General features: G+C 45.7%; 18 protein-coding genes. 12 read left to right on the forward strand and 6 right to left on the reverse strand.

Annotation, left to right across the window (positions count from 1 at the left end; all coding sequences use genetic code 11):
- Positions 1-33: 33 nt before the first annotated feature.
- From waaF to O6P33_RS04115, 9 genes are all read left to right on the forward strand, one after another.
- On the forward strand, positions 34-1,083 hold the full coding sequence (waaF, locus tag O6P33_RS04075; protein WP_269818968.1) for a lipopolysaccharide heptosyltransferase II: 1,050 nt from the start codon (positions 34-36) through the stop codon (positions 1,081-1,083).
- The gene (gene waaC, locus O6P33_RS04080) at positions 1,083-2,132 is read left to right on the forward strand and encodes a lipopolysaccharide heptosyltransferase I (protein WP_269818969.1); all 1,050 of its coding nucleotides are present in this window, start codon (positions 1,083-1,085) and stop codon (positions 2,130-2,132) included. Before waaF ends, waaC begins: the two co-directional genes overlap by 1 nt.
- Positions 2,132-3,253 (forward strand): glycosyltransferase family 4 protein, encoded by a 1,122-nt coding sequence (locus tag O6P33_RS04085; RefSeq protein WP_269818970.1) that lies wholly within the window; start codon positions 2,132-2,134, stop codon positions 3,251-3,253. Before waaC ends, O6P33_RS04085 begins: the two co-directional genes overlap by 1 nt.
- Entirely contained in the window at positions 3,250-4,056 is an 807-nt protein-coding gene (gene rfaP / locus O6P33_RS04090; RefSeq protein ID WP_269818971.1) for a lipopolysaccharide core heptose(I) kinase RfaP, read from the forward strand. The genes O6P33_RS04085 and rfaP overlap by 4 nt, the downstream gene beginning before the upstream one ends.
- The gene (locus tag O6P33_RS04095) at positions 4,056-4,790 is read left to right on the forward strand and encodes a lipopolysaccharide kinase InaA family protein (RefSeq protein ID WP_269818972.1); all 735 of its coding nucleotides are present in this window, start codon (positions 4,056-4,058) and stop codon (positions 4,788-4,790) included. The genes rfaP and O6P33_RS04095 overlap by 1 nt, the downstream gene beginning before the upstream one ends.
- Positions 4,787-5,536, forward strand: a complete 750-nt coding sequence (locus O6P33_RS04100) for a lipopolysaccharide kinase InaA family protein (RefSeq protein ID WP_269818973.1) — start codon at positions 4,787-4,789, stop codon at positions 5,534-5,536. The genes O6P33_RS04095 and O6P33_RS04100 overlap by 4 nt, the downstream gene beginning before the upstream one ends.
- Complete coding sequence (locus tag O6P33_RS04105; protein WP_269818974.1) at positions 5,533-6,975, forward strand: lipopolysaccharide kinase InaA family protein; 1,443 nt, start codon at positions 5,533-5,535, stop codon at positions 6,973-6,975. The genes O6P33_RS04100 and O6P33_RS04105 overlap by 4 nt, the downstream gene beginning before the upstream one ends.
- A 16-nt stretch (positions 6,976-6,991) precedes the next feature.
- On the forward strand, positions 6,992-8,728 hold the full coding sequence (locus tag O6P33_RS04110) for a carbamoyltransferase (protein ID WP_269818975.1): 1,737 nt from the start codon (positions 6,992-6,994) through the stop codon (positions 8,726-8,728).
- A gap of 79 nt (positions 8,729-8,807) precedes the next feature.
- Positions 8,808-9,971: a hypothetical protein gene (locus O6P33_RS04115; protein WP_269818976.1), complete on the forward strand. Its 1,164-nt coding sequence runs from the start codon at positions 8,808-8,810 to the stop codon at positions 9,969-9,971.
- A 41-nt stretch (positions 9,972-10,012) separates the two neighbouring features.
- On the opposite strand, the gene O6P33_RS04120 is transcribed toward O6P33_RS04115, so the two are convergent.
- A complete protein-coding gene (locus O6P33_RS04120) occupies positions 10,013-11,077 on the reverse strand; it encodes a glycosyltransferase (RefSeq protein WP_269818977.1) in 1,065 nt (354 codons plus the stop codon).
- Between the two features lie 394 nt (positions 11,078-11,471).
- Complete coding sequence (locus tag O6P33_RS04125; RefSeq protein WP_269818978.1) at positions 11,472-12,854, reverse strand: IS1380 family transposase; 1,383 nt, start codon at positions 12,852-12,854, stop codon at positions 11,472-11,474.
- Positions 12,855-12,978: 124 nt separating this feature from the next.
- Between O6P33_RS04125 and O6P33_RS04130 the strand changes: the two genes are divergently transcribed.
- On the forward strand, positions 12,979-13,971 hold the full coding sequence (locus O6P33_RS04130; RefSeq protein ID WP_269818979.1) for a glycosyltransferase family 2 protein: 993 nt from the start codon (positions 12,979-12,981) through the stop codon (positions 13,969-13,971).
- Positions 13,972-14,113: 142 nt separating this feature from the next.
- On the opposite strand, the gene O6P33_RS04135 is transcribed toward O6P33_RS04130, so the two are convergent.
- The 3 genes from O6P33_RS04135 to rfbD form a co-directional block, all read right to left on the reverse strand.
- A complete protein-coding gene (locus O6P33_RS04135) occupies positions 14,114-15,427 on the reverse strand; it encodes an O-antigen ligase family protein (RefSeq protein WP_269818980.1) in 1,314 nt (437 codons plus the stop codon).
- Between the two features lie 79 nt (positions 15,428-15,506).
- Positions 15,507-16,094: a toluene tolerance protein gene (locus O6P33_RS04140; protein ID WP_269818981.1), complete on the reverse strand. Its 588-nt coding sequence runs from the start codon at positions 16,092-16,094 to the stop codon at positions 15,507-15,509.
- A 45-nt stretch (positions 16,095-16,139) separates the two neighbouring features.
- Complete coding sequence (gene rfbD / locus O6P33_RS04145; protein WP_269818982.1) at positions 16,140-17,024, reverse strand: dTDP-4-dehydrorhamnose reductase; 885 nt, start codon at positions 17,022-17,024, stop codon at positions 16,140-16,142.
- A gap of 172 nt (positions 17,025-17,196) precedes the next feature.
- Here rfbD and O6P33_RS04150 point away from each other — a divergent pair, with 172 nt between their 5' ends.
- Together O6P33_RS04150 and O6P33_RS04155 are read left to right on the forward strand one after the other, a co-directional pair.
- The gene (locus O6P33_RS04150; protein ID WP_269818983.1) at positions 17,197-18,096 is read left to right on the forward strand and encodes a GNAT family N-acetyltransferase; all 900 of its coding nucleotides are present in this window, start codon (positions 17,197-17,199) and stop codon (positions 18,094-18,096) included.
- On the forward strand, positions 18,096-19,493 hold the full coding sequence (locus O6P33_RS04155) for a PIG-L deacetylase family protein (RefSeq protein WP_269818984.1): 1,398 nt from the start codon (positions 18,096-18,098) through the stop codon (positions 19,491-19,493). Before O6P33_RS04150 ends, O6P33_RS04155 begins: the two co-directional genes overlap by 1 nt.
- Before the next feature lie 36 nt (positions 19,494-19,529).
- Here O6P33_RS04155 and O6P33_RS04160 read toward each other — a convergent pair whose 3' ends face one another.
- Positions 19,530-20,204: a DUF1294 domain-containing protein gene (locus O6P33_RS04160; RefSeq protein ID WP_269818985.1), complete on the reverse strand. Its 675-nt coding sequence runs from the start codon at positions 20,202-20,204 to the stop codon at positions 19,530-19,532.
- Positions 20,205-20,212: the final 8 nt, after the last annotated feature.

The raw sequence follows: 20,212 nt of genomic DNA on the forward strand, positions 1-20,212 counted from the left end.
CCGCGCCTGCTCAGATGCTTGAAACTCTGCACTATGAATATATTGATTATTGGCCCAAGTTGGGTCGGCGACATGGTGATGGCGCAAACACTTTTTATGTGTTTGCAGCAGCGGCACCCTGGTTGCAACATTGACGTACTTGCGCCGGATTGGAGTCGGCCTATTTTGCAGCGCATGCCAGAAGTGCGCCAAGCACTTAGTTTTCCACTGGGTCATGGTGTGCTCGATTTGGCTGCGCGGCGTAAAATTGGTAAGCAGCTTAAAGGCCAGTATGATCAGGCAATTTTGCTGCCCAACTCACTGAAATCGGCGTTAACCCCGTTCTTTGCGGGGATACCTGTGCGTACCGGTTGGAAAGGCGAAATGCGTTATGGCTTGCTCAATGATTTGCGCATCTTAGATAAACAGCGCTATCCATTGATGATTGAGCGGTTTATGGCGTTGGCTTATTCGCCAGGTGCTGAGCTGCCTAAGCCATACCCTCAGCCGAGTTTGCAAATTGACAGTGCTGAGCGTGACAGCGCTTTAACTGAGTTTGCTTTACAGTTAGGTGACCGTCCGGTATTGGCGCTGTGTCCTGGTGCTGAGTTTGGTGATGCTAAACGCTGGCCCGCTAAGCATTATGCCGAAGTGGCTGAGGCGAAAATTCGTCAAGGCTGGCAAGTGTGGATATTTGGCTCGAAAAATGATCATCCTGGTGGTGAAGAAATTCGACAGTTTTTAATTCCGGGTTTACGTGAAGAGGTCTATAACCTAGCCGGTGAAACCTCGCTGGCGCAGGCCATTGATTTAATGTCCTGTGCCACTGCGGTGGTCTCTAATGACTCAGGCTTGATGCATGTGGCAGCGGCGTTGAACCTGCCTTTAGTGGCGGTGTATGGCTCAACCTCGCCAGAGTTTACTCCACCTTTGGCTGATAAAGTTGCTATGGTGCGCACCGGAATTGAGTGCAGTCCGTGTTTTGATCGCACTTGTCGCTACGGCCACTATGACTGCTTACGCTTGCTGAAGTCGGAGCGAGTCATTGCCGCAATTACTGAGCTTGTTGGTACCCCTCTCTCCTTGCAAGAGCCTGAAAACTAGTGCGTGTACTGTTAATTAAAACCTCGTCCTTGGGCGATATTATTCATACTTTGCCGGCACTGACGGATGCTTGGCGTGCCAATCCAAAAATTCAATTTGATTGGGTTGTTGAAGAAGGCTTTGCGGAAATACCGCACTGGCATCCCGCGGTACAACAAGTGATTCCCGTAGCAATACGGCGTTGGCGTAAAAATCTTCTGCAAACTTGGCGTAACGGCGAATGGCATGATTTTAAACAGCGGGTGCACCAGCAAAAGTATGATTTAGTGATTGATGCGCAAGGCTTGCTCAAAAGTGCATGGCTGACCCGCGGTTTTAAAGCGCCGGTGGCGGGCTTTAGTCGTAAAAGTGTGCGCGAGCCCATTGCGAGCTTTTTTTATGACCGACAGATTACCGTTGCCCCAGGCTTGCATGCGGTGGAGCGACTTCGCCAGTTGTTTGCGCAGGCGCTCAATTACGCTGTGCCAGCTGAGCTGGGCGAATACAGTTTACACCGTGACAAGCTGGTCACCGCACAGCCGCTAGAGCCTTATGTGCTATTTCTGCATGGCACCACCTGGGCCAGTAAACACTGGCCGCAAGCACAGTGGCGAGCCTTGGCTGAACGTTTAGTTGAGCAAAATATAGCTGTACGTATTCCCTGGGGGAATGCCACGGAAGAGGCCCGCGCCCATGCAATTGCCGAGAATTTAGCGGGTGTACAGGTGCTGCCGAAGTTGAATCTAACCGGCGTGGCGGCGCAGATTGCTGGTGCGCAAGCCTGCGTGGCAGTGGATACCGGCTTGGGGCATTTAGCTGCGGCGCTGGATGTGCCTTGCGTTTCTTTGTACGGGCCGACCTTACCCGGCTTAGTCGGCGCCTATGGGCAGGGTCAGGTGCATTTGTGTGCGACAGGGCCTAATGCCGGTTCTGGCGATCGGCACCTTGAGTGTTTTGCCAGTTTGCCCGCTGAACAGGTGTTTGACGTACTGCAACCCATGTTAAGCAACCCTCAACAGAACCAAATAAATAGCGCAGAGCCTGTCCTCGCAAATAAGGAAAAGTGCTGATGCAGCTTGCTTTTATCCTCTATAAATACTTCCCCTTTGGTGGTTTGCAGCGTGACTTTATGCGCATTGCCTTGGAGTGTCAGCAGCGCGGCCATAAAATACGTGTCTATACGCTGATCTGGGAGGGTGATATTCCCGATGGTTTTGATGTGCGGATTGGGCCGGTGAAGGCCTTTTCCAATCATCATCGCAATGAAAAGTTTCACCGCTGGCTGCAAGCAGATATGCAGCAGCAGCCGGTGGACCGAGTCATTGGCTTTAATAAAATGGCGGGTCTGGACTTCTATTATGCGGCAGATGGCTGCTACGAAGAAAAAGCGCAAACTTTGCGTAATCCCTTGTATCGCTATAGCAACCGTTATCGCTATTTTTCTGGTTATGAACGCGCAGTTTTTGCCCCCGAGTCAAAAACCCAAATCCTGATGATTTCTGAAGTACAGCAACCGTTTTTTATTAAGCATTATCAAACTCAAGCTGAACGCTTCCATTTGTTACCACCGGGTATTGCTCGGGATCGGCGCGCACCTATTAATGCGGATGAGGTTCGTGCCGAGTTTCGTACTGAGTTTAATTTGCGTGATGATCAGTATTTGTTATTGCAAGTCGGTTCCGGCTTTAAAACCAAAGGTTTAGACCGCACCCTAAAAGCGCTGGCAAGCTTACCCACAGAGTTGCGCGAACGTACTCGGCTGATAGTCATTGGTCAAGATAATCCTAAACCCTTTGTGGTGCAGGCTGCGGCTTTAGGTATATCTAAGCAGGTGGATATTTTAAAAGGCCGCAGTGATATCCCGCGCTTTTTGTTGGGCGCGGATTTGTTAATGCACCCAGCTTATAATGAGAACACCGGTACCGTGTTGTTAGAGGCTTTGGTGTCTGGCTTGCCGGTGATGGTGACCGATGTTTGTGGCTACGCCCACTACATTAAAGATGCCGACTGTGGTCAGGTGTTGCCCAGTCCGTTTCAGCAAAAGCAACTCAACCAAGCCTTGCTGCATATTTTAACTGATGCTGGGTTGCGTGCAGACTGGTCAGCTAATGCGCTGGACTATGCCAAAACAGCCAATCTGTACTCAATGCCACAGCACGCAGCTGATATTATTTTAGCGGAGTCACCATGAAGCTTAAATTAGACGAACCCTTTGCCAGCCTGTGGGCAGGACAAGATGCGTTTGTCGCCGTGGAACAATTGCAAGGCGAGGTGTACCGCGAACTGGAAGCACGGCGCACGCTGCGTACCGAGGTTGCTGGACGTGGCTACTTTGTGAAAATTCACCGCGGGGTTGGCTGGGCTGAGATTTTTAAGAACTGGCTAACGGCTAAAGCTCCGGTGCTGGGTGCTGAGCAAGAACTGCTTGCTATTGAGCGTCTGCAACAGCACAAAATCGCCACCATGACTGCGGTTGGTTTTGGCATGCGCGGTAATAATCCAGCTCAGCAGCACTCATTTATTATTACTGAAGAGTTGGCACCAACCATCAGTTTGGAAGACTACTCCCTTAACTGGCGTAGCCAACCGCCGGAGCCAGCTTTAAAGCGGGCCTTGATTGCTCGGGTAGCGCAGATGGTCGGGGCGATGCACCGTGCTGGGGTCAACCACCGCGATTGTTATATCTGCCACTTTTTACTGCATACCGATCAACCCATTAGTGCAGAATCTTTTCGTTTATCCGTGATTGACTTGCACCGCGCACAAACTCGAGACAAAACACCCAAGCGCTGGCGCAATAAAGACTTAGCGGCGCTGTATTTCTCTGCGCTCGATATTGGTTTAACCCAGCGCGATAAATTACGCTTTTTACGAGAGTACTTTCAGCGTCCGTTAGTGGATATTTTACACGACGAGGCCGAGCTATTGGCTTGGTTGGAGAGCAAGGCCGCTAAACTGTATGCGCGTAAAGAGCGCTATGGAGATGCGTTGTAATGTCGAGTTGGCAACTGGCTGCAGATTATCAAGCGCTACACGCTGACTTTGGTAGCCTTGAGCAAGTGTTTGCGTTGCAGGGTGAGCGCATCACCTATGACCCCATTTCAGAGCTGATTCGCGTGACGCGCCATGGTGTTGTGTATTATGTAAAGCGTTATCGCAGTGCGGGCAAAGGTTTGCGCCGTTATGCTGCCCGCCCGCGAGTTAAAGCCGAATGGCAGAACCTTAAACGCTTTGCCAAGTGGGGGATTCCTACTGCGCAAGTGATTGCGCAAGGTTTAGAACGCAAGGCGGGTGCTTTTGTCCGTGGTGCAATGATTACTCGCGAAATACCCAACAGCCGTGATTTGGCTGATTTAGCCGATCAGCGCAGTCCTCTTTTACAAGACCCTATTTGGTTGCACAAGGTTAGTCGGCAAATTGCCGATGCCACGCGCATTATGCATGCGCACCGCTTTACCCATAATGACTTAAAGTGGCGCAATCTGTTGGTTGATGAGCAAGCCAAGGTGTATTTAATTGATTGCCCAGCAGGTACTTTTTGGTGGGGTCCCATGCTGCGTTACCGCATCATTAAAGATTTAGCTTGCCTTGATAAAGTTGCGAAATACCACCTGAGCAATACTCAGCGTTTACGTTTTTATTTGCAATATAAGCAAAAAACACGACTCAGCGCTCAAGATAAGCAACAGATCGGCAAGATTGTGCGGTTTTTTGAGGGGCGCGAATGAAAGACTTTATGGATCCTGCAGTTGCCGAACTGCTGGCGGTGCATCAGCTGGATAATTTCGCCGCGCTGTGGGATTTGCAGCTAGAGGCTGTGGATGAACCCAATACTGAGCGTGGTGGTTGGAGCAGCGTGGCGAAACTGACGCTTGGCGAGCAAGAGTTTTACTTAAAACGGCAGATTAATCACTTAACCCGCAGCCTACAAAAACCTTTGGGTGAGCCCACTTTTGCTCGCGAAATGCGCAATATCCAGCGCTATCAGTTACTGGGTATTCCTGCGTTGCGAGCCGCGTTCTTTGCTCAACGCCAACACAATGGCGAGCGCCAAGCTATTTTATTGACCCACGCCTTGGCTGGCTGGGATGATTTAGAGCATTGGCAGCAGCAATGGTCAGGGCTAACCGACATGCAACAGCTGGGGGTTGTACAAGCCTGTGCCAAGCTGGCGAAAACCCTGCATCAGGCGGGGCAGGTGCATGGCTGTTTCTACCCCAAGCATATTTTTTTACAGGAGCAGGCGGCAGGTTTTACTGCGCAGTTGATCGACTTAGAGAAAACCCGCCCGCTACTCTTTGGTCGCCGTGATCGCGTCAAGGATTTAGAACCCTTATTTCGTCGCTCACAACATGTCTGGGGACAAGGTGAAACTGAGTTGTTCTTGCACAGCTATTTGCACCGAGCTGAAGATATTCCCCGCTGGCTGGAGCGCTTAGATGCTCGCCGCAAAGACAAGGCAGCGCGCCGATGAAACTCATTCAATTAAGTGGACGGGCACCGCAGCTGCCGTTAACGCTAACATTGGATAATGGCCAAACAGTCGTGGTCGAGCAGTGGCTACGGGTTTTGCCTGGGCAGCGCTATGTTGCTAAAGCACAGTGGCAAGGCCGTAATGTCTTAGTCAAAGTCTTTATTGGTCGCAAAGCTGCCCGCCAGTATCAGCGCGAGCAGGTTGGTGCACAACTGCTGATTGCGCAGCAGATTAACAGCGCGGCAATTTTAGCAGCTGAGCAGCAAGCAGATGGCAGTGCTTACCTCTTATTTGAGTTTATCGAGGATGCACAGAGCCTTGCCGAAGCTTGGCTGGCCTGCAGTGCTGAGCAGCCGTTAAGCGAGCGCCAAACTGCGGTGCTTGGCCAGGCCTTGAGCGCTGTCGCACAGATGCATTTACGTGGGCTTTGGCAAAGTGATTTGCATCTAGATAACCTCTTACAGCAAGGTGATCAAGTCTACGTGGTCGATGGCGGTGGTGTCGAAAGTGAGCAGGCCGGCAAGCCGCTGTCCTCAGAGCAAGCGGTGGCTAATTTAGCAGTGTTTTTTGCCCAGTTACCCAGTGCTTTTGATGCTCACCTTGAAGAGTTATTGCTGCACTATTTACTGGTCAATGGTGAGCATGCCTTGCGTTTAGAGCGTCTACACGAGCAGATTCTCAGTATTCGTCAGTGGCGAGTGAAAGATTATTTAAATAAGTCAGGCCGTGAGTGCAGCTTATTTAGCGCCAAGATTAATGGCTTTGGTTTGCGCGTGATCTGGCGTGCTGCGCAAAGCTGGTTGGAGCCGCTGCTGTCGAACCTTGATGCCAGTATTGCCTCTGGGCATATTTATAAAACTGGCGGCGCTGCTACTGTTGCACGGATTGAGCACAGTCAACACACACTGGTAGTGAAGCGCTATAACATTAAAAATGTTTTACATTGGTGTAAACGTTTTTGGCGTCCCAGTCGTGCTTGGCACAGCTGGCAAGCGGGCCATCGTTTGCGCGTCCTAGGTATTGCTACGCCACAACCCTTGGCAGTCATCGAAAATAGATTCTGCGGTTTACGTGGCAGTGCCTGGTTAATTAGTGAATATTGTGGCGAGCAGGATATAATCGATCGCTTGGCGAGTTATCAAGACAGTGGCGCTGTGCCTGAAATCGAAATAAATGCGTTAGTTGTTCTATTGAATGCGCTTATTCGTGAGAAAATCAGCCATGGCGACTTAAAGGGCCACAATATTTTATGGCACCAACAACGCTGCTATTTAATTGATTTAGATGCTATGCAGCAGCATCAGCGCACGGGTAGTTTTGCCCGCGCTTATATGAAAGACCGTACCCGTTTATTACGCAATTGGCCGCAAGACAGCCCGTTGTACACATTACTCGATCAGCGTTTACCGCAGTTGCCTAGCAGCTGCCCTGAAGACTAAGAGGCGAAAAAGACCCATGGCACTTACTATTCTCGGCCTATCTGGCGCACTCAGCCATGACCCATCGGCAGCTTTATATATCGATGGTAAGTTGATTGCAGCCGTTGAAGAAGAGCGTTTAGTACGCGACAAACATGCTAAAAATCGCATGCCGTATGAGTCCGCTAAGTTTTGCTTAGAGCAAGCAGGTATTACCCCAGCTGATGTGGATGTGGTTGCTATTCCTTTTGCGCCCATCAGCATTTTAGAAAAAGCCCGCTGGCATTACGCCAAACGTTACTGGTATGCACCAGAGCGCGCTTTAGATGCGCTGCTGGCCGGTAATCGCCGCTTCTATCGTTACTACAAAAAAATCCAATGGTGCTTAGTGCAACTGGGTTTTGATCTGAAAAAAGTTAAAATTGAACCAGTTGAGCACCATTTGGCTCACGCTGCCAGTGCCTACTTGTGCTCAGGCTTTACCGAGAAAACTGCCATTATGGGTATTGATGGTAAAGGTGAGTACGCTACAACTTTCTTTGGTTACGGTGAAAACGGCAAGATTCATAAGATTAAAGAGTTTTATGATCCTGACTCCTTGGGTGGCTTGTATGGCGCTATGACCGAGTTTTTAGGCTTTGAAATGCTTGATGGTGAGTTCAAAGTGATGGGCATGGCACCCTATGGTGATCCTGATCTGTATGACTTATCACGCTTGGCAAAATTTGAAAATGGCGAGCTGGTGATTAACACCGAATACGCCAACGTGGTGGGTTTGCGCCGTTATAAAGAAAAGGGTAAAGGTTTTTACTTCTCGCCTAAGTTAATCGAATGGCTAGGCCCTAAGCGTGAGGGTGATATTGCCGATGATCCTTACATCCATTACGCCGCCAGCGTACAAGCGCTGTTTGAAAAGCTGTCGCTGGAAATGATGGATTATTATTTGGGCGATATTATTAAAGAAACCGGTCGTATTGCTTTTGCTGGTGGCAGCGCGCTGAACGTTAAACTCAATCAAAAAATCATTGCCCGTGACGAAGTCAAAGAGCTCTTTGTCCAGCCAGCGGCCGGTGATGCCGGTACCGCAGTGGGTGCTGCAGCCTATATTTCCCAAAGAAAAGGCGTACCAGTGGAAAAAATGGAGCATGTCTATCTTGGCCCTGAGTACACCAATGAAGAAGTGATTGCTGCCTGTGCTAAGCACCCAGGTCAGCCACAATGGCAAAAAATTGATAACGTCCCTGAGCACATCGCCAAAATCATGGTAGAAGGCAATCCTGTGGCTTGGTTTCAAGGCCGTATGGAGTTTGGTCCACGCGCTTTAGGTGGACGTTCAATTATTGGCTGTCCAAGCATTCCTAATGTGGCCGACCGAATTAACGCACAAATTAAATTCCGCGAACGTTGGCGTCCATTCTGCCCATCCATGTTGGATACAGTGGCAGCACAGATGCTGAAAATCGATCACCCATCACCCTTTATGACCTTTACCTTTGAAGTCAGTGACGAGTGGAAAGAGCGTGTACCAGAAGTGGTGCATGAAGATGGCACCTCCCGCGCGCAAGTCCTAGAGCGCCAATATAACCCGCGCTGGTACGACTTAATGGTGGAGCTGGAAAAGCTCACTGGCAATGGTGTATCACTCAACACCTCCCTCAATCGCCGCGGCGAAGCCATGGTGTGTTCGCCAAAAGATGCGCTGGATATGTTCTATGGCTCGGATCTGCAGTATTTGATTATGGAAGATATTTTGGTGGTGAAACCGCAGGGTTGATAAGCTGTATAAACGCTAATTTAGCTGCTGGCCAGTTGTTATAACTGGCTTTTTGAGATGACTTTAAGAGATATATATTTTGAAGAAATTTAGCAAACCACACATCAAGATAATTTTTCTTTCTCAAAGTAAAAGGCAGACTAAACAATATCAATTGCTTTGCAAGAAAACAGAGTTGGAAGGTACTGTTATTAATATAAAACGCCCAGGAATACTGGGTCGCTTTGTTAAGGCAGGGCGCTGGTTGGTTAAAAATCGCGCTTGTATACCGAACTGGATAGAGTTACAGCAAGAAAAGAATAAAGTTCGGGGTGGGGGGGCTGGTTTTTTATATAAGTGGTTGTTGGTTTTAAGGATATATAGAGTTCTTTCTAAATTCATTTTTGAGTTTGAAAGAGCTAAAGCGAATGTATTGTTTGTCAGAAATGGTGCAGGTTATAGGCAGACGCCAGTTATTGATTGGTGTAAGCAGCAGGGTGTTTCCATAGCTTATATAGAAAATGGTTTTTTACCAAGCACTATACAGTTGGATGGTCGAGGTGTTAATTGTAATAACTCAATGCCGCGTAACTCTGGTTTTTATATGGATTTTGTTTCAAAAAATAAAAACAGTCCGAATAAAACACTTGTCCAGCGGCCACCGAAAGTTATACAGTCGGAATTTGATGCTGTAGAGTTACCTGAGAAATATTATTTTGTTCCATTTCAAGTTCCCACTGATACTCAGGTTTTATTAAACTCGCCATGGATTCGGTCTATGGAAGAGTTTTATGAGGTTTTGGAGAAAAGTATAGGGTTTTTACCTAATGGTTTTAAGTTTGTTATAAAAGAGCATCCAAGTTCAAATATTAGGCTTGATAATTACTATAATAGAAATAAATTGATTGTTTTTGCAAATTCGCATAACACACAAAATCTTATTGAAAATTCAAAAGCAGTTATTACGCTTAACTCAACAGTTGGTATTGAAAGTTTGCTGCTGGGAAAGCCTGTTATTACCTTAGGTGATGCTTGTTATAATATTGATGGGCTTGTTTCTCATGCTGAAAGTTTAGATGTATTTAATTCAATAATATCAGCGCCTGATAAAATATATTATAATAAGTTGTTGACTAATAATTTTATTGCTTGGCTTGACCAGGTATACTTGATACCTGGTAAGTTGCGTGATTTTCAAAGTTCAGACAGCTCATGCTTAAAGGTAAAGGAACGAATTGAAGAGATTTATAAAAATAGTTGTTAGTACATATTTCTCTTTGCAGTTTATGGTATTTAGGCAGGCTACTATTTTTTTATATATAATATTTCAACTAGATTGTTCATATAGTTTTCAGTATACAAATGAGCTATAGAATCTTTTATTTTATTTTGGTCAATGCTTGTTTTTTCATCAATAATATTTTGGATATGAAAACTAAGAGTTTTATCATCTCCTACGTCAAATAGCTGGCCGTTAATGTTCTTTACTATAATTTCATTTGGTCCGGTCTCACAATCGGAACTTATGCAATATATACCATGAGACATGGCTTCGCATAAAACCATTGGGAATCCTTCTATTCTAGACGATAAAAGTAATGCGCCGACACTCTCTATGTTTTTTTTGATATAGACCCATGGGTTTTCGATAAAGCCATGGAAGATTACTTTGTCTTCTATGCCCAGTTCTTTAACTTGATGCTTGTATTTTTCAGAGTCTGGCCCATCGCCAACTATGTGTAATATCCACTCGCCACTTACTTTACTTAATGCAGAGAAAATTGTACTGACTTGCTTATGACTTTCCCGTAAGCGGCCCATAAATAAAAAGTTTTTTGAATTAAATGCGATGGTGCTTTCTTGTGGGTAAATAGGGTTATATACAGTAGTAATGTCTTTTCTGTTAACGCCTATTTTTTCTATTTGATCTGATATCTTTTTGCTAATGGTTATATGGTGATCGGCTTTCTTAAATAAATTATTACCTTTAACTTTCTGGGTTGTGATATGGGCCCAAGAAAAGAGCATGATATCCTTGTTGTTTTTTCCTATGGCTTTTCTGGCTAAGCTTATTCCTTTGCCGTCGACTGTAATTATCTTGTCAATTTTTTCGTTTCTTATTATTTTTTTTATTTTAAGTGAGTGAAATAACTCATTCAGATTTTTAAATTTTAAATTAAAGTTTTCTCTAGAGTGTTTTATACTTTCTAGCCATTTTAAATTCGTAGTTTCGTTTTTTATTTTATGCTTTGCAGCTATATATACATGGTATTTGATTTTTCTATTTTTTAACTCAGTACAAACAGTATTAATAACCGTTTCTGCACCACCTGTACCACTGTAATCAGGAATGATAAAAAGTACTTTCATAGTTAAGTTTTTTCCTTTTTAGTTTAAAGTGTTGTATTTAAAGTGTGTCGTAATAGAAGTCTATTACTGTCTTTCATGTGTTTTTAACACAAATATAATAGATGAGCTACAGTTATTTTATGATTTTCAGTTTTTATGTAAGTTTTAGTTCTAGTTGTTATATAACCCGTCTTATTCATGAGAGCTCTCAAAGTGACTCATTTTCGGCAGCTTGATGACCCTCTAACCGTTTTCGGGCTGGGGGGGTACGATTTTCGGTAGTGTATTTACTTTGTCAGCGTAAAAACAGAAAGGTTTTGTGCCTGTTTTCAGCTCTTTCACAGCTTTTCTTATCATTTAGGCAAGATAAAACCTCAGCCGTTCAGCCGATAACCTGTTTGTTGCGTGCCTCGGTTTAAGTTTGAGCCTGATGCAGTCGAGGCAAGTTTTTAAGCAGACTGGGCCACCATTTGCCGCCGGACTGTCCGATATGAACTGCTATTTTTCGCGCATGCACGGCCACGGTCGCTGCTGTTTTCAGGATCTGCTCGCGGACTTTGCGTATGCTCCAGCCCTTTTGTGTGACGCGCTCCATCAGCGCTCGCAGACTGTGCAGCATCTGATAAGCGTAGAGACTCAGCAGCAGGCTGACCTGATTGCGGCCCATCACCTGTTGCACGGTAGACGCACCACGGCAGGTAGAAGATAGGTGCACGTTGAGCGTGTCTTTCAGTTCGCCCATGTGCCCCTCAGCTTTCCCGCATTTGCGGTACAGCTGCAGAATTTTATGCGGTGTCCAGTCTTTCCAGTCCAGGCTGGTGACTAGGAAAAAATGTTTTAAAAACAGATCATCCGGTTGCTCGCAGACCACTAAAATAATGCGGCGCGGCTTCTCCCAAGACTGTGCCTGATAGTAAAATTCATGGCACCACTCGCGTAGTTGATGGGTTGGCCGACCCACTGGGCGCTTGAGATAGTGTGCCGCTTCGCGCTCAAGTACGGTATTGCTGGACAATCGACCAACATATTCAATATTGGCGTCATCCAGTGCCGAAAGTGTTGGGTTGCCAGTAAAGCCCGCATCAAAACGAACTCTGACCTTGGTGCCGGTTGTCTTGGCAATCCGTTCAACCAGCTTGGGAATCCAGTGCTCAGCTTGTACTGCACAACCGCTGTTTCCCTCTCGTAACAGGCCGCCAACCATGTCGCCCGTTTCAGCGATAGAAGCCACCAGCGGTGAGTAGTGTGAATAACCAACATAGCTGTTGTAGCCCGTTCTGACTTGTTGGCCAAAAGTTTCAATGGGCAGGCCATCGACATCCAACGTGATCGATGACAATGGCTTGCCGCTGCGCATCGAAGACAGTCGCCACATGGCCATGTCGAGCAAACCGTCATGAAATGCAGACTGGTTGATATCTGTGGCCAACAGATTCAGAAGACGCGACAGGGTTGGCTGCGAAGGACGGGGCTGCTCTAGTGGCGTGGTGCTGCGCTGATCGCTGCAGGCCAGCTGCAAAACTGGGTCGTTTGCTAGTGTTTGCGTATCACTCAGATCGTCCCAGCCCAGCGCACGCTGAACCAGCAGAGTACGAAGCTGACTGGACAAACTATGTTGCACACGTGCGGGGTCACGATCATCAAGCAACTGCCGATCCAAGCTCTCAATCACACCGCTGCGATCGAGCACCTCGCGCAGCAAGAATGCACCGGCATCACTACTGGTTTTCCGTTCACTGAGCTGTACTGAAACAGATAAGTTGCAGGATGGTTTCCAGCTTGGTAGTGTTTCACCCATGGCGAGTGGCCCTCTCTAATCAAGTTCTTGCCGAACATATTGATTTTAAAGGATAAACCACTCGCCTTCTTTATTTTAGGTCAAGGCTCGTGAATAAGACGGGATATAAAGTGAGGTATGAGTTTTGTCTGTAGCGCCTAAGTTATCCGTAATAATGCCAGTGTATAACTCAGATAAGTATTTGAGTCAGGCTATTGAAAGTGTATTGAATCAAACTTTCTATGATTTTGAATTTATTATAATTAATGATGGATCGATAGATAAAAGTTTAAAAATTATAAAGAAATATATGGCTGTAGATGAGAGGATAAAATTAATAGATAGAGAAAACAGAGGAATTGTTAGTAGTTTGAATGAGGCAATATTTATTTCGAGAGGAGAATATATTGCACGCATGGATGGAGATGATATATGTTTTCCTGAGCGCTTTGCAGAACAGCTACGCTTTATGGAGTGCAATGAATTAGATCTTTGTGGTACATGGGTAGAACCTTTTAATGAGCGTAGAAAACATAATGTTAGTTGTTTTCCAATAAGTCATGCTGATATTGTTATTACTTCAATTTTTTATTGCTGTATCAATCACCCTTCAGCGATGATTAAAAGAAAAGTATTTGATAGTTTAAAGTATACTGATGAGGCTGCTGAAGATTATAAACTTTGGTGTGATATTATTATAAATGGATTTAAGGTTGGTAATTGCCCTAAGGTTTTACTTAGATACAGGTTGCATTCTGGTCAAATGATAAGAAGTAAAACTGAAGAACTAAGGTCATCTGCTGAGAGAGTTTCTAAAAAGCTGACGGGTCATCTAGGGGGTTTAGAGATTGAAACGCATAGCGATTTTGTAAAATATAACTCTTCTAATAAATATAGTCTTTTTAAGGCACTGGCTAGGAACATAGATCTTTTGCTAAAGAAACATGGTGCCAGCAAGAATTGTAAAAATAGTATCTTATCAAGATTGTACTTTAAATCTGATGATAAGACACCAGCGTTATATTTATTATATCTTTATGAGACATTTAGCTTTGATAAGAAAATAAATAAAGAATTTGGTTTTTTCTTTAAATCAATAGTTGTTTTTATTAGAAATAAAATTTTTAAAAAGAGATAGAGGGTAATTAGTATAATTGATTTGCATTTATAGTAATATAGTGTTCATAAATAACTAAAGTTATATTGCGTTGACTAAGTAGGATAAGTATCTTGGTAGTATAAATAGTTTTATTTGATTTTTTCTTGGTTTGAAAAATATTTTATGTTTTAAATGATTCTTTTTTTATAATAAATGAATAAGAAAAAGATAATACGACTGCAATTAGATAGGTGCCACTTTGAAATATAATATAAGATTCGAATAGGTTTACTACAGCCCAAAAAATAAAAAAAGCCCAATAGAAAATAAAAACATCGAATGGCATACTTCCTCTTTTAAAGCTACTAATAATTTTGCGTCCTAAAAAGAGTATAATTATTAGTATGAAGCCTGTGCCAATAAAGCCTAAGTCTACTAAAGTTTCTAAGTATGAGTTATGTAGGTGACCGAATCTGCTTTTAAAGCTCTCGTTAAAATAGTCAGACTCTCTAATTAAGTTTTTAGCTCCACGTCGGCCCCAACCCATAAAAGGTCTTTCCATAATCCATTCTGGGGCAGCGGCCCAACTGGCAACTCTTATTTCAAAACTGGTCATTTGTTTTTTTTCATGCGAAGCAGCTAAATGTAAACTCTCAATACTGACTTTTTCAGAAGTTAGGCGTTTCATTATTTGTTCTTGAGTATTGAAGCTGTGCTCAATTAATATTGTAGTAAATATAAGCCCAAGTAATATTGTCGAGTACTTATACCATTTTATTGTGGAGCGTTTTTTTTGAATATAAAATATACCAGCAAGCAAAAGCATAATAAGTGCCGATACAGATAAGCCAAGCCAGACAGCGCGAGTTTGTGATACGAAAACGACCCAGAAAGAAAGGAGTAGGGCACTAAACCAAACTGTTAAGCTAACTAGAAAAATAATCAGAGAGTATTTTCTACTCCAATTAATAAACCTTACTGTGAAAACGGTAAAAGCAATTAAACTTGTTGCAAAAACTATACCAGTATGCTGAGCATTCTCAATTCCAAAATCTACTCTGTAGCCATTCCAAGCACGTTTCCACTCTGCAAGATCAAAATTTATTATTAAATATGCAATTAGCCCTAAAAAAGCTATAATTAGAAACCGCCAGGGGTTAAGCATTTTGCTGTATGAAATAGCATAAGCAATTGGAATAAAATAAAGTATTCTCAGATATTTTCGAGTTTCAGCTATACGTGGAGTATCTGCTGGAAGGCTAAATTTATGCCAAGCGATTGTAATAAATAAATAAACAAAAAATAATAAACCTAAACGAAATAATGGATCTTTGCGTAATTTTTTACTACTGGGTAGTAGTAGTTGTAAAAGAAAAGCTAAAATTAAAATATTACAGAAAAAGTCAAAAAGTTTATAATAAGGTAGCCAAAAGAAAGCAAAGCAAAAGCTACTTGTTACAATTAAGGTGCTGAGCACTCTCTGGTAAATATTCAAAAAATACTCCTATCGACTTTTTTATTTAAATTGAAACTGATTTACAATAAGTAGTGAATATATTAGGTCCTACACTAGGCTATAAACTTTTAGTTTCATTAGACTTAATTAAGTCTAGCCAGAGCGCATCCTCCGCATCCCTCACCATATGCTCTTCATTCCTCTTCCTCTGCCACTTGCTCAGTGGCCTGCGGAAGATTTTCATGTCTGAAATATCAATCAAGCCAAGCTCGCCCTCGGGGGTGAGTACTACGTTGCCCAGATGAATCGAGCGAAAGTACACGCCAAGGTCTTGGATGTGGTCGACAAATTTTAAAAAACGCTCGCGTAAATCATCGGGGTACTCGGCGTCGCCGCTGTGCAGGTCGCGTAAGGTTGTGCCGGGTAGCGGGTGGTAGTGCACGGCATCACGCTCAATACTTGGGATGCGATAGACCTGGATGATTTTAGGGCAGGGGATGCCGAGTTTTTCGAGTTTCTTGGCATTATCAGCGAAGCGCTGGGCATAGGGCCAGATTGCCGCCGAAGTGATCAGGCGCTTGCGACGAAACAGCTTTAAAAATGTGCCGTCTTGCAGAATCATAACTTTATCGCCAAAACCGTCTTGTTCGATGACTTTGCAATTTTCACGTAGTTTTAAATAGTCTTGGTGATCGAGCTTATGCATGCAGTGACCTTAAAAAATTGAATGGCAATCTTACCTGAAAGAGTATTATTGAGCACCTTTAAGCGCAGTTAGCATGAGTTGCAGTTGATCCGGCCAGTGGCTTTGGGCGATGTTGAAGTGCTGGTTGATTTTGCTGTTGTTGAGTACTGAGTAAGCAGGCCGTTGTGCGGGTGTTGGGTAGTCGCTGCTAGCAATTGCTTTTAGCGTTGGCGCTTTGCTGAGTAACTGCAACTCTACGGCTTGCGCAAAGATTTCTTGCGCAAAATCGTACCAACTGCAAGTGGGGGCGCCGCTAAAATGGTAAATGCCCCAAGTACAACTGCTGTTGCGCTGGTATTGCTGGGCAATCTGCCATAAAGCTTGGGCGATACTAGCGGCGGCTGTTGGTCCACCAATTTGGTCACTGACGATGCTGAGTGCGTCGCGCTCTTGACCAAGTCGCAGCATGGTTTTGACAAAGTTATTACCATGCAAACCAAAGACCCAACTGGTGCGCAAGATAATGTGTTGCTTACATAGGGCTTGAATTGCTTGCTCGCCAAGTAATTTACTCTCGCCATAGACGCTATTGGGTTGCGGCGTATCGTGCTCACTATAGGGCTCAGAGTGATCACCAGAGAAGACGTAATCGGTAGAAATATGCAGCAAGGGACAGTTTAAGCGTTGCGCAGCGTTGGCCAGGTTTTCTGCCCCGCGGTGATTAACGGCATGGGCGCGCGCGCTGTCGCTCTGTGCTTTATCCACAGCTGTATAAGCGGCGGCATTGATAATCAAATCAGGTTGTAAGTGCTGCGCTGTGGTCATAACGTGCGCGGCATCACTGATATCTAAATCGCTTGAGCCTAAGCCATGTATCTGCCAGTTTGCTGGAGCCGACTTGAGCAGTTCTTGCCCAACTTGCCCCTGTGCTCCAGTAATTAACACCCGCATAATGTTGCAACCTCTATTGGCCCGTGTGCTGAGCCGCTCAGATAATAAAAGAGCGGTAAGTTTAGCAGACAGTGCTAAGGGTCGCTGAGTTGGTGTTTGATCTGCGCCTAGCGCATGAGCAGGCTGTGTTAGAATCTGGTTTTTCTTTTGCGGTAATGGAGCCATTGGGATTATGTTGAGCTATTTTCGTCTGTATCGTGAGCGAGGCTGGCATCCCATCAGTGCTGCACAATACCGTGCTGCGTGGTTGCGCTGGGGTGGCAGTGTCGCCACGCACCCAGATGTCGTTGAACGTTTATCAGACTTAGCCGGGATTGCTGTGCGTTATTTAGGTTGCTCAGTCAATGATGAGCTGCAGGCGGCGGTGCCGACTTGGGGGCGTCATATTGCTTTGGCAAAAGATGTGCTCAAGCGGCAGAAAAAGCGCGGTGTATTTGATTTGGGCAACGCTGAGATTATTCTACCGCAAGCACCGAACAGCAACATCGCCCTACGGCATCAGGCCCGCTATGTATCTGAACTCCATGCGCAGCGTATTTCGACGCTCACAGAGCAGAAGGAAGGTTTAGCTTTAGCCCGAGAGCCTGAGCAATACAGTAAAAAGTTTCGTTATAACCAACGCCGAGAGCAGCGCTTATTAGAAGAGCAGGGCGGCGTGATTGTACCTGTGAGTACTTTATCAGCCGCTGAGCAAGCGCAGATGTACACCAGCTTGTTTGAAAAGCGTTGGGATTTTGCTGTACCCGGTAAAGAGTATCTCGCGGAAGTATTTAGCCTGTTAAGAGAGTTTATGACGGGCAGTTTTATTACCATCAATGATGTGCCTGTGGCTTTTCAAGTGTTGTACCGAGTTGAGGCGCCCGAATGGATCAGCCTTGAGTACATCAATGGTGGGGTTGATACCGATTACAATTCTCTCAGCCCTGGGAGTGTTTTGAGCTTTGTAAATACACAAAGTGAATGGCAACACGCGCGTGAGTTAAATAAACCGCTGCGTTATTCGTTTGGTCGCGCCGACCGTGAATATAAGGACCGCTGGTGCAACCGAGTTGCTGTGTATGAGGTGTCCTAATGTCAGTACGTAAGCAACAGTTACTGAGGCAGCATCGGCGTAACAAGCGGATAACCTTGCTGTTGATTTTTCTTGGACTGCTAGTCCTTGGGTTGCTCGGGCCGCTTTGGCTGTTGCCACTGACCTTGCTGGTCCTCTGGATTGCCCATGAGGCGTGGTTTGCCGATCACTTGTTTTACTCGCCGCAAGATGATTATCAATACCGCTTCCCAGAGGTGGTTGAGCCTATGGGTTTGCGCATTGTAAATGGACGCTGGCAGCTTGCGGCTGGCTCGATTGCGCCGTCAGCCACTGTCATTGCTAAGGTGCAGATTAAAAGTAATTGGTTAGGGCGCTGGTTTGATCCCAGTGTCCAAGTCGGCACTGATCAGCAAACCTTTGAGCGCGGTGCACAAGGTGTGCGTTATCTTAATTTAACTGGGCAGGTAGAAGCGTTAATAGCTGAAGGGCTGTCAGTGCAAGGGCGCTTTTGCAGTGTCGCTGCCGATGCAGAGTTGTATGTGTTTAATCAGCCCAGCCCAGTGAATGAAAACATTATGATTCTTGCCCCCCATGCGGATGATGCGGAATTGGCAGCCTTTGGTTTATACAGCAGTGCTGATAACGTCAGTATTGTTACGCTGACTCAAGGCGAAATTGAGGCTGGATATTATCAGCGCTTAGGTTTGTCGAAAGAACAAGCCGCGCAATTAAAAGGGCGTTTGCGTACTTGGGACAGCATGGCGATTCCATTGTGGGGTGGGGTGCCGCAGGCCAGTTGTGTGCAGTTGGGGTATTACTGCATGCAGTTGCCGGAAATGGCCAAGCAAGCAGATACGCCTTTTGCTTCGAAAGAGTCAGGTGAATCTGATATCCGTAGAGCGCGTCAACACAATAGTCTGCAGTTGCCTGGCGATAGCACCGGCCAGCCCACTTGGCACAACCTAGTGGCTGATTTAGCTGGATGTCTAATGCACTTTAAACCGGATGTGGTGGTGATGCCGCACCCAGAGATTGATCCGCATGCTGATCATATTGCTACAACACAGGCTTTCTTTCAGGCGATGGAACAAAGTGACTGGCGACCCAAGCGTTTATTTTTATATGCCAACCATTTGCACGACAATGACCGCTGGCCCATGGGGGATGCCAATACTGGTGTGGCCTTGCCGCCAGCCATGGTTGATCTGCCCGCAGATGAGCTATTTAGCTACGTTCTAAGCGAGCAGCAGCAGTTGGATAAAGCCATGGCGTTGTTGATGCAGCATGATTTGCAGCCACCCATGCCGTTGAAAAGACGTTTGCGTCGCAGTATTCAGCAGCTGCTGACCGGTCGCCGTTGGCCGAAAACCGGTGAGAATGAGTTTTTGCGTAAAGCAGTGCGCAAGCATGAATTGTTTTGGGTGCGTGAACTGTAAGAGCTTTATTGCTTGTGCCAGTTTAGGGCTGAATCTTTAAAAGCTATTTAGCAGTTGTGATAACAGCTGCCCGCTGAAGCCTAACTGATCCAACCAGTAGATTTGATGCATCAGTACGATCAGCCAAAACACCACTTGGTATGAGGTTTTTTTGGTTTTGTGGCGCAGCAGTTGTTGTGCCAAGAGCGCGCCGGGCCAGCCGCCAAGTAGTTCGACCGCATGCAGCTGTGCTTCTGGAATACGCCACAAACCATGTTGTGCGCTGTATTTGTCACGCCAGTACTGCAAAATACTGACCATGCTCATGCCAAGATAAACCAGCAGCGGCCAGATTACTGCATGGACGTTAAAGTCTTGCCAGATACCGGCAGCAGGTATGGCACAGCTGAGCAAAATTAAACTTAGACCGCGTTTGCGGTTGGCTTGGCTACGTCGCCGTGGACGTTGCAGAGTTTTGTTAGCTTGCGCAGCCGTTTTAGGCTTACGCCGAATAGTTGGCTGATCAATACTCAGCTCTGTGCTGCGCATGTGTTGGGCCCGCAGGCGGCCTTGGGGATCTTTACCGGCAACAAAATAGACATTCTCTCCTTGTTGCGGCCGGCGCTCGCCGCGCACGTCGGAAATATGCACAAAGTAATCGCCAGCTGTGCTGCGAATAAAGCCAAAGCCTTTCTCATCATTCCAGCTGCGTAAGACGCCTTGCTGTTCCATGCTTAAGT

Origin of the sequence: Denitrificimonas caeni, assembly GCF_027498055.1 — a bacterium.
Lineage (GTDB): Bacteria > Pseudomonadota > Gammaproteobacteria > Pseudomonadales > Pseudomonadaceae > Denitrificimonas.

Excerpts from the sequence above, each read along its gene's own strand:
- waaF (WP_269818968.1), top strand. The coding sequence starts at position 34 with ATGAATATATTGATTATTGGCCCAAGTTGGGTCGGCGACATGGTGATG.
- O6P33_RS04085 (WP_269818970.1), top strand. The coding sequence starts at position 2,132 with ATGCAGCTTGCTTTTATCCTCTATAAATACTTCCCCTTTGGTGGTTTG.
- rfaP (WP_269818971.1), top strand. The coding sequence starts at position 3,250 with ATGAAGCTTAAATTAGACGAACCCTTTGCCAGCCTGTGGGCAGGACAA.
- O6P33_RS04095 (WP_269818972.1), top strand. The coding sequence starts at position 4,056 with ATGTCGAGTTGGCAACTGGCTGCAGATTATCAAGCGCTACACGCTGAC.
- O6P33_RS04100 (WP_269818973.1), top strand. The coding sequence starts at position 4,787 with ATGAAAGACTTTATGGATCCTGCAGTTGCCGAACTGCTGGCGGTGCAT.
- O6P33_RS04105 (WP_269818974.1), top strand. The coding sequence starts at position 5,533 with ATGAAACTCATTCAATTAAGTGGACGGGCACCGCAGCTGCCGTTAACG.
- O6P33_RS04110 (WP_269818975.1), top strand. The coding sequence starts at position 6,992 with ATGGCACTTACTATTCTCGGCCTATCTGGCGCACTCAGCCATGACCCA.
- O6P33_RS04120 (WP_269818977.1), bottom strand. The coding sequence starts at position 11,077 with ATGAAAGTACTTTTTATCATTCCTGATTACAGTGGTACAGGTGGTGCA.
- O6P33_RS04125 (WP_269818978.1), bottom strand. The coding sequence starts at position 12,854 with ATGGGTGAAACACTACCAAGCTGGAAACCATCCTGCAACTTATCTGTT.
- O6P33_RS04140 (WP_269818981.1), bottom strand. The coding sequence starts at position 16,094 with ATGCATAAGCTCGATCACCAAGACTATTTAAAACTACGTGAAAATTGC.
- rfbD (WP_269818982.1), bottom strand. The coding sequence starts at position 17,024 with ATGCGGGTGTTAATTACTGGAGCACAGGGGCAAGTTGGGCAAGAACTG.
- O6P33_RS04150 (WP_269818983.1), top strand. The coding sequence starts at position 17,197 with ATGTTGAGCTATTTTCGTCTGTATCGTGAGCGAGGCTGGCATCCCATC.
- O6P33_RS04155 (WP_269818984.1), top strand. The coding sequence starts at position 18,096 with ATGTCAGTACGTAAGCAACAGTTACTGAGGCAGCATCGGCGTAACAAG.
- O6P33_RS04160 (WP_269818985.1), bottom strand. The coding sequence starts at position 20,204 with ATGGAACAGCAAGGCGTCTTACGCAGCTGGAATGATGAGAAAGGCTTT.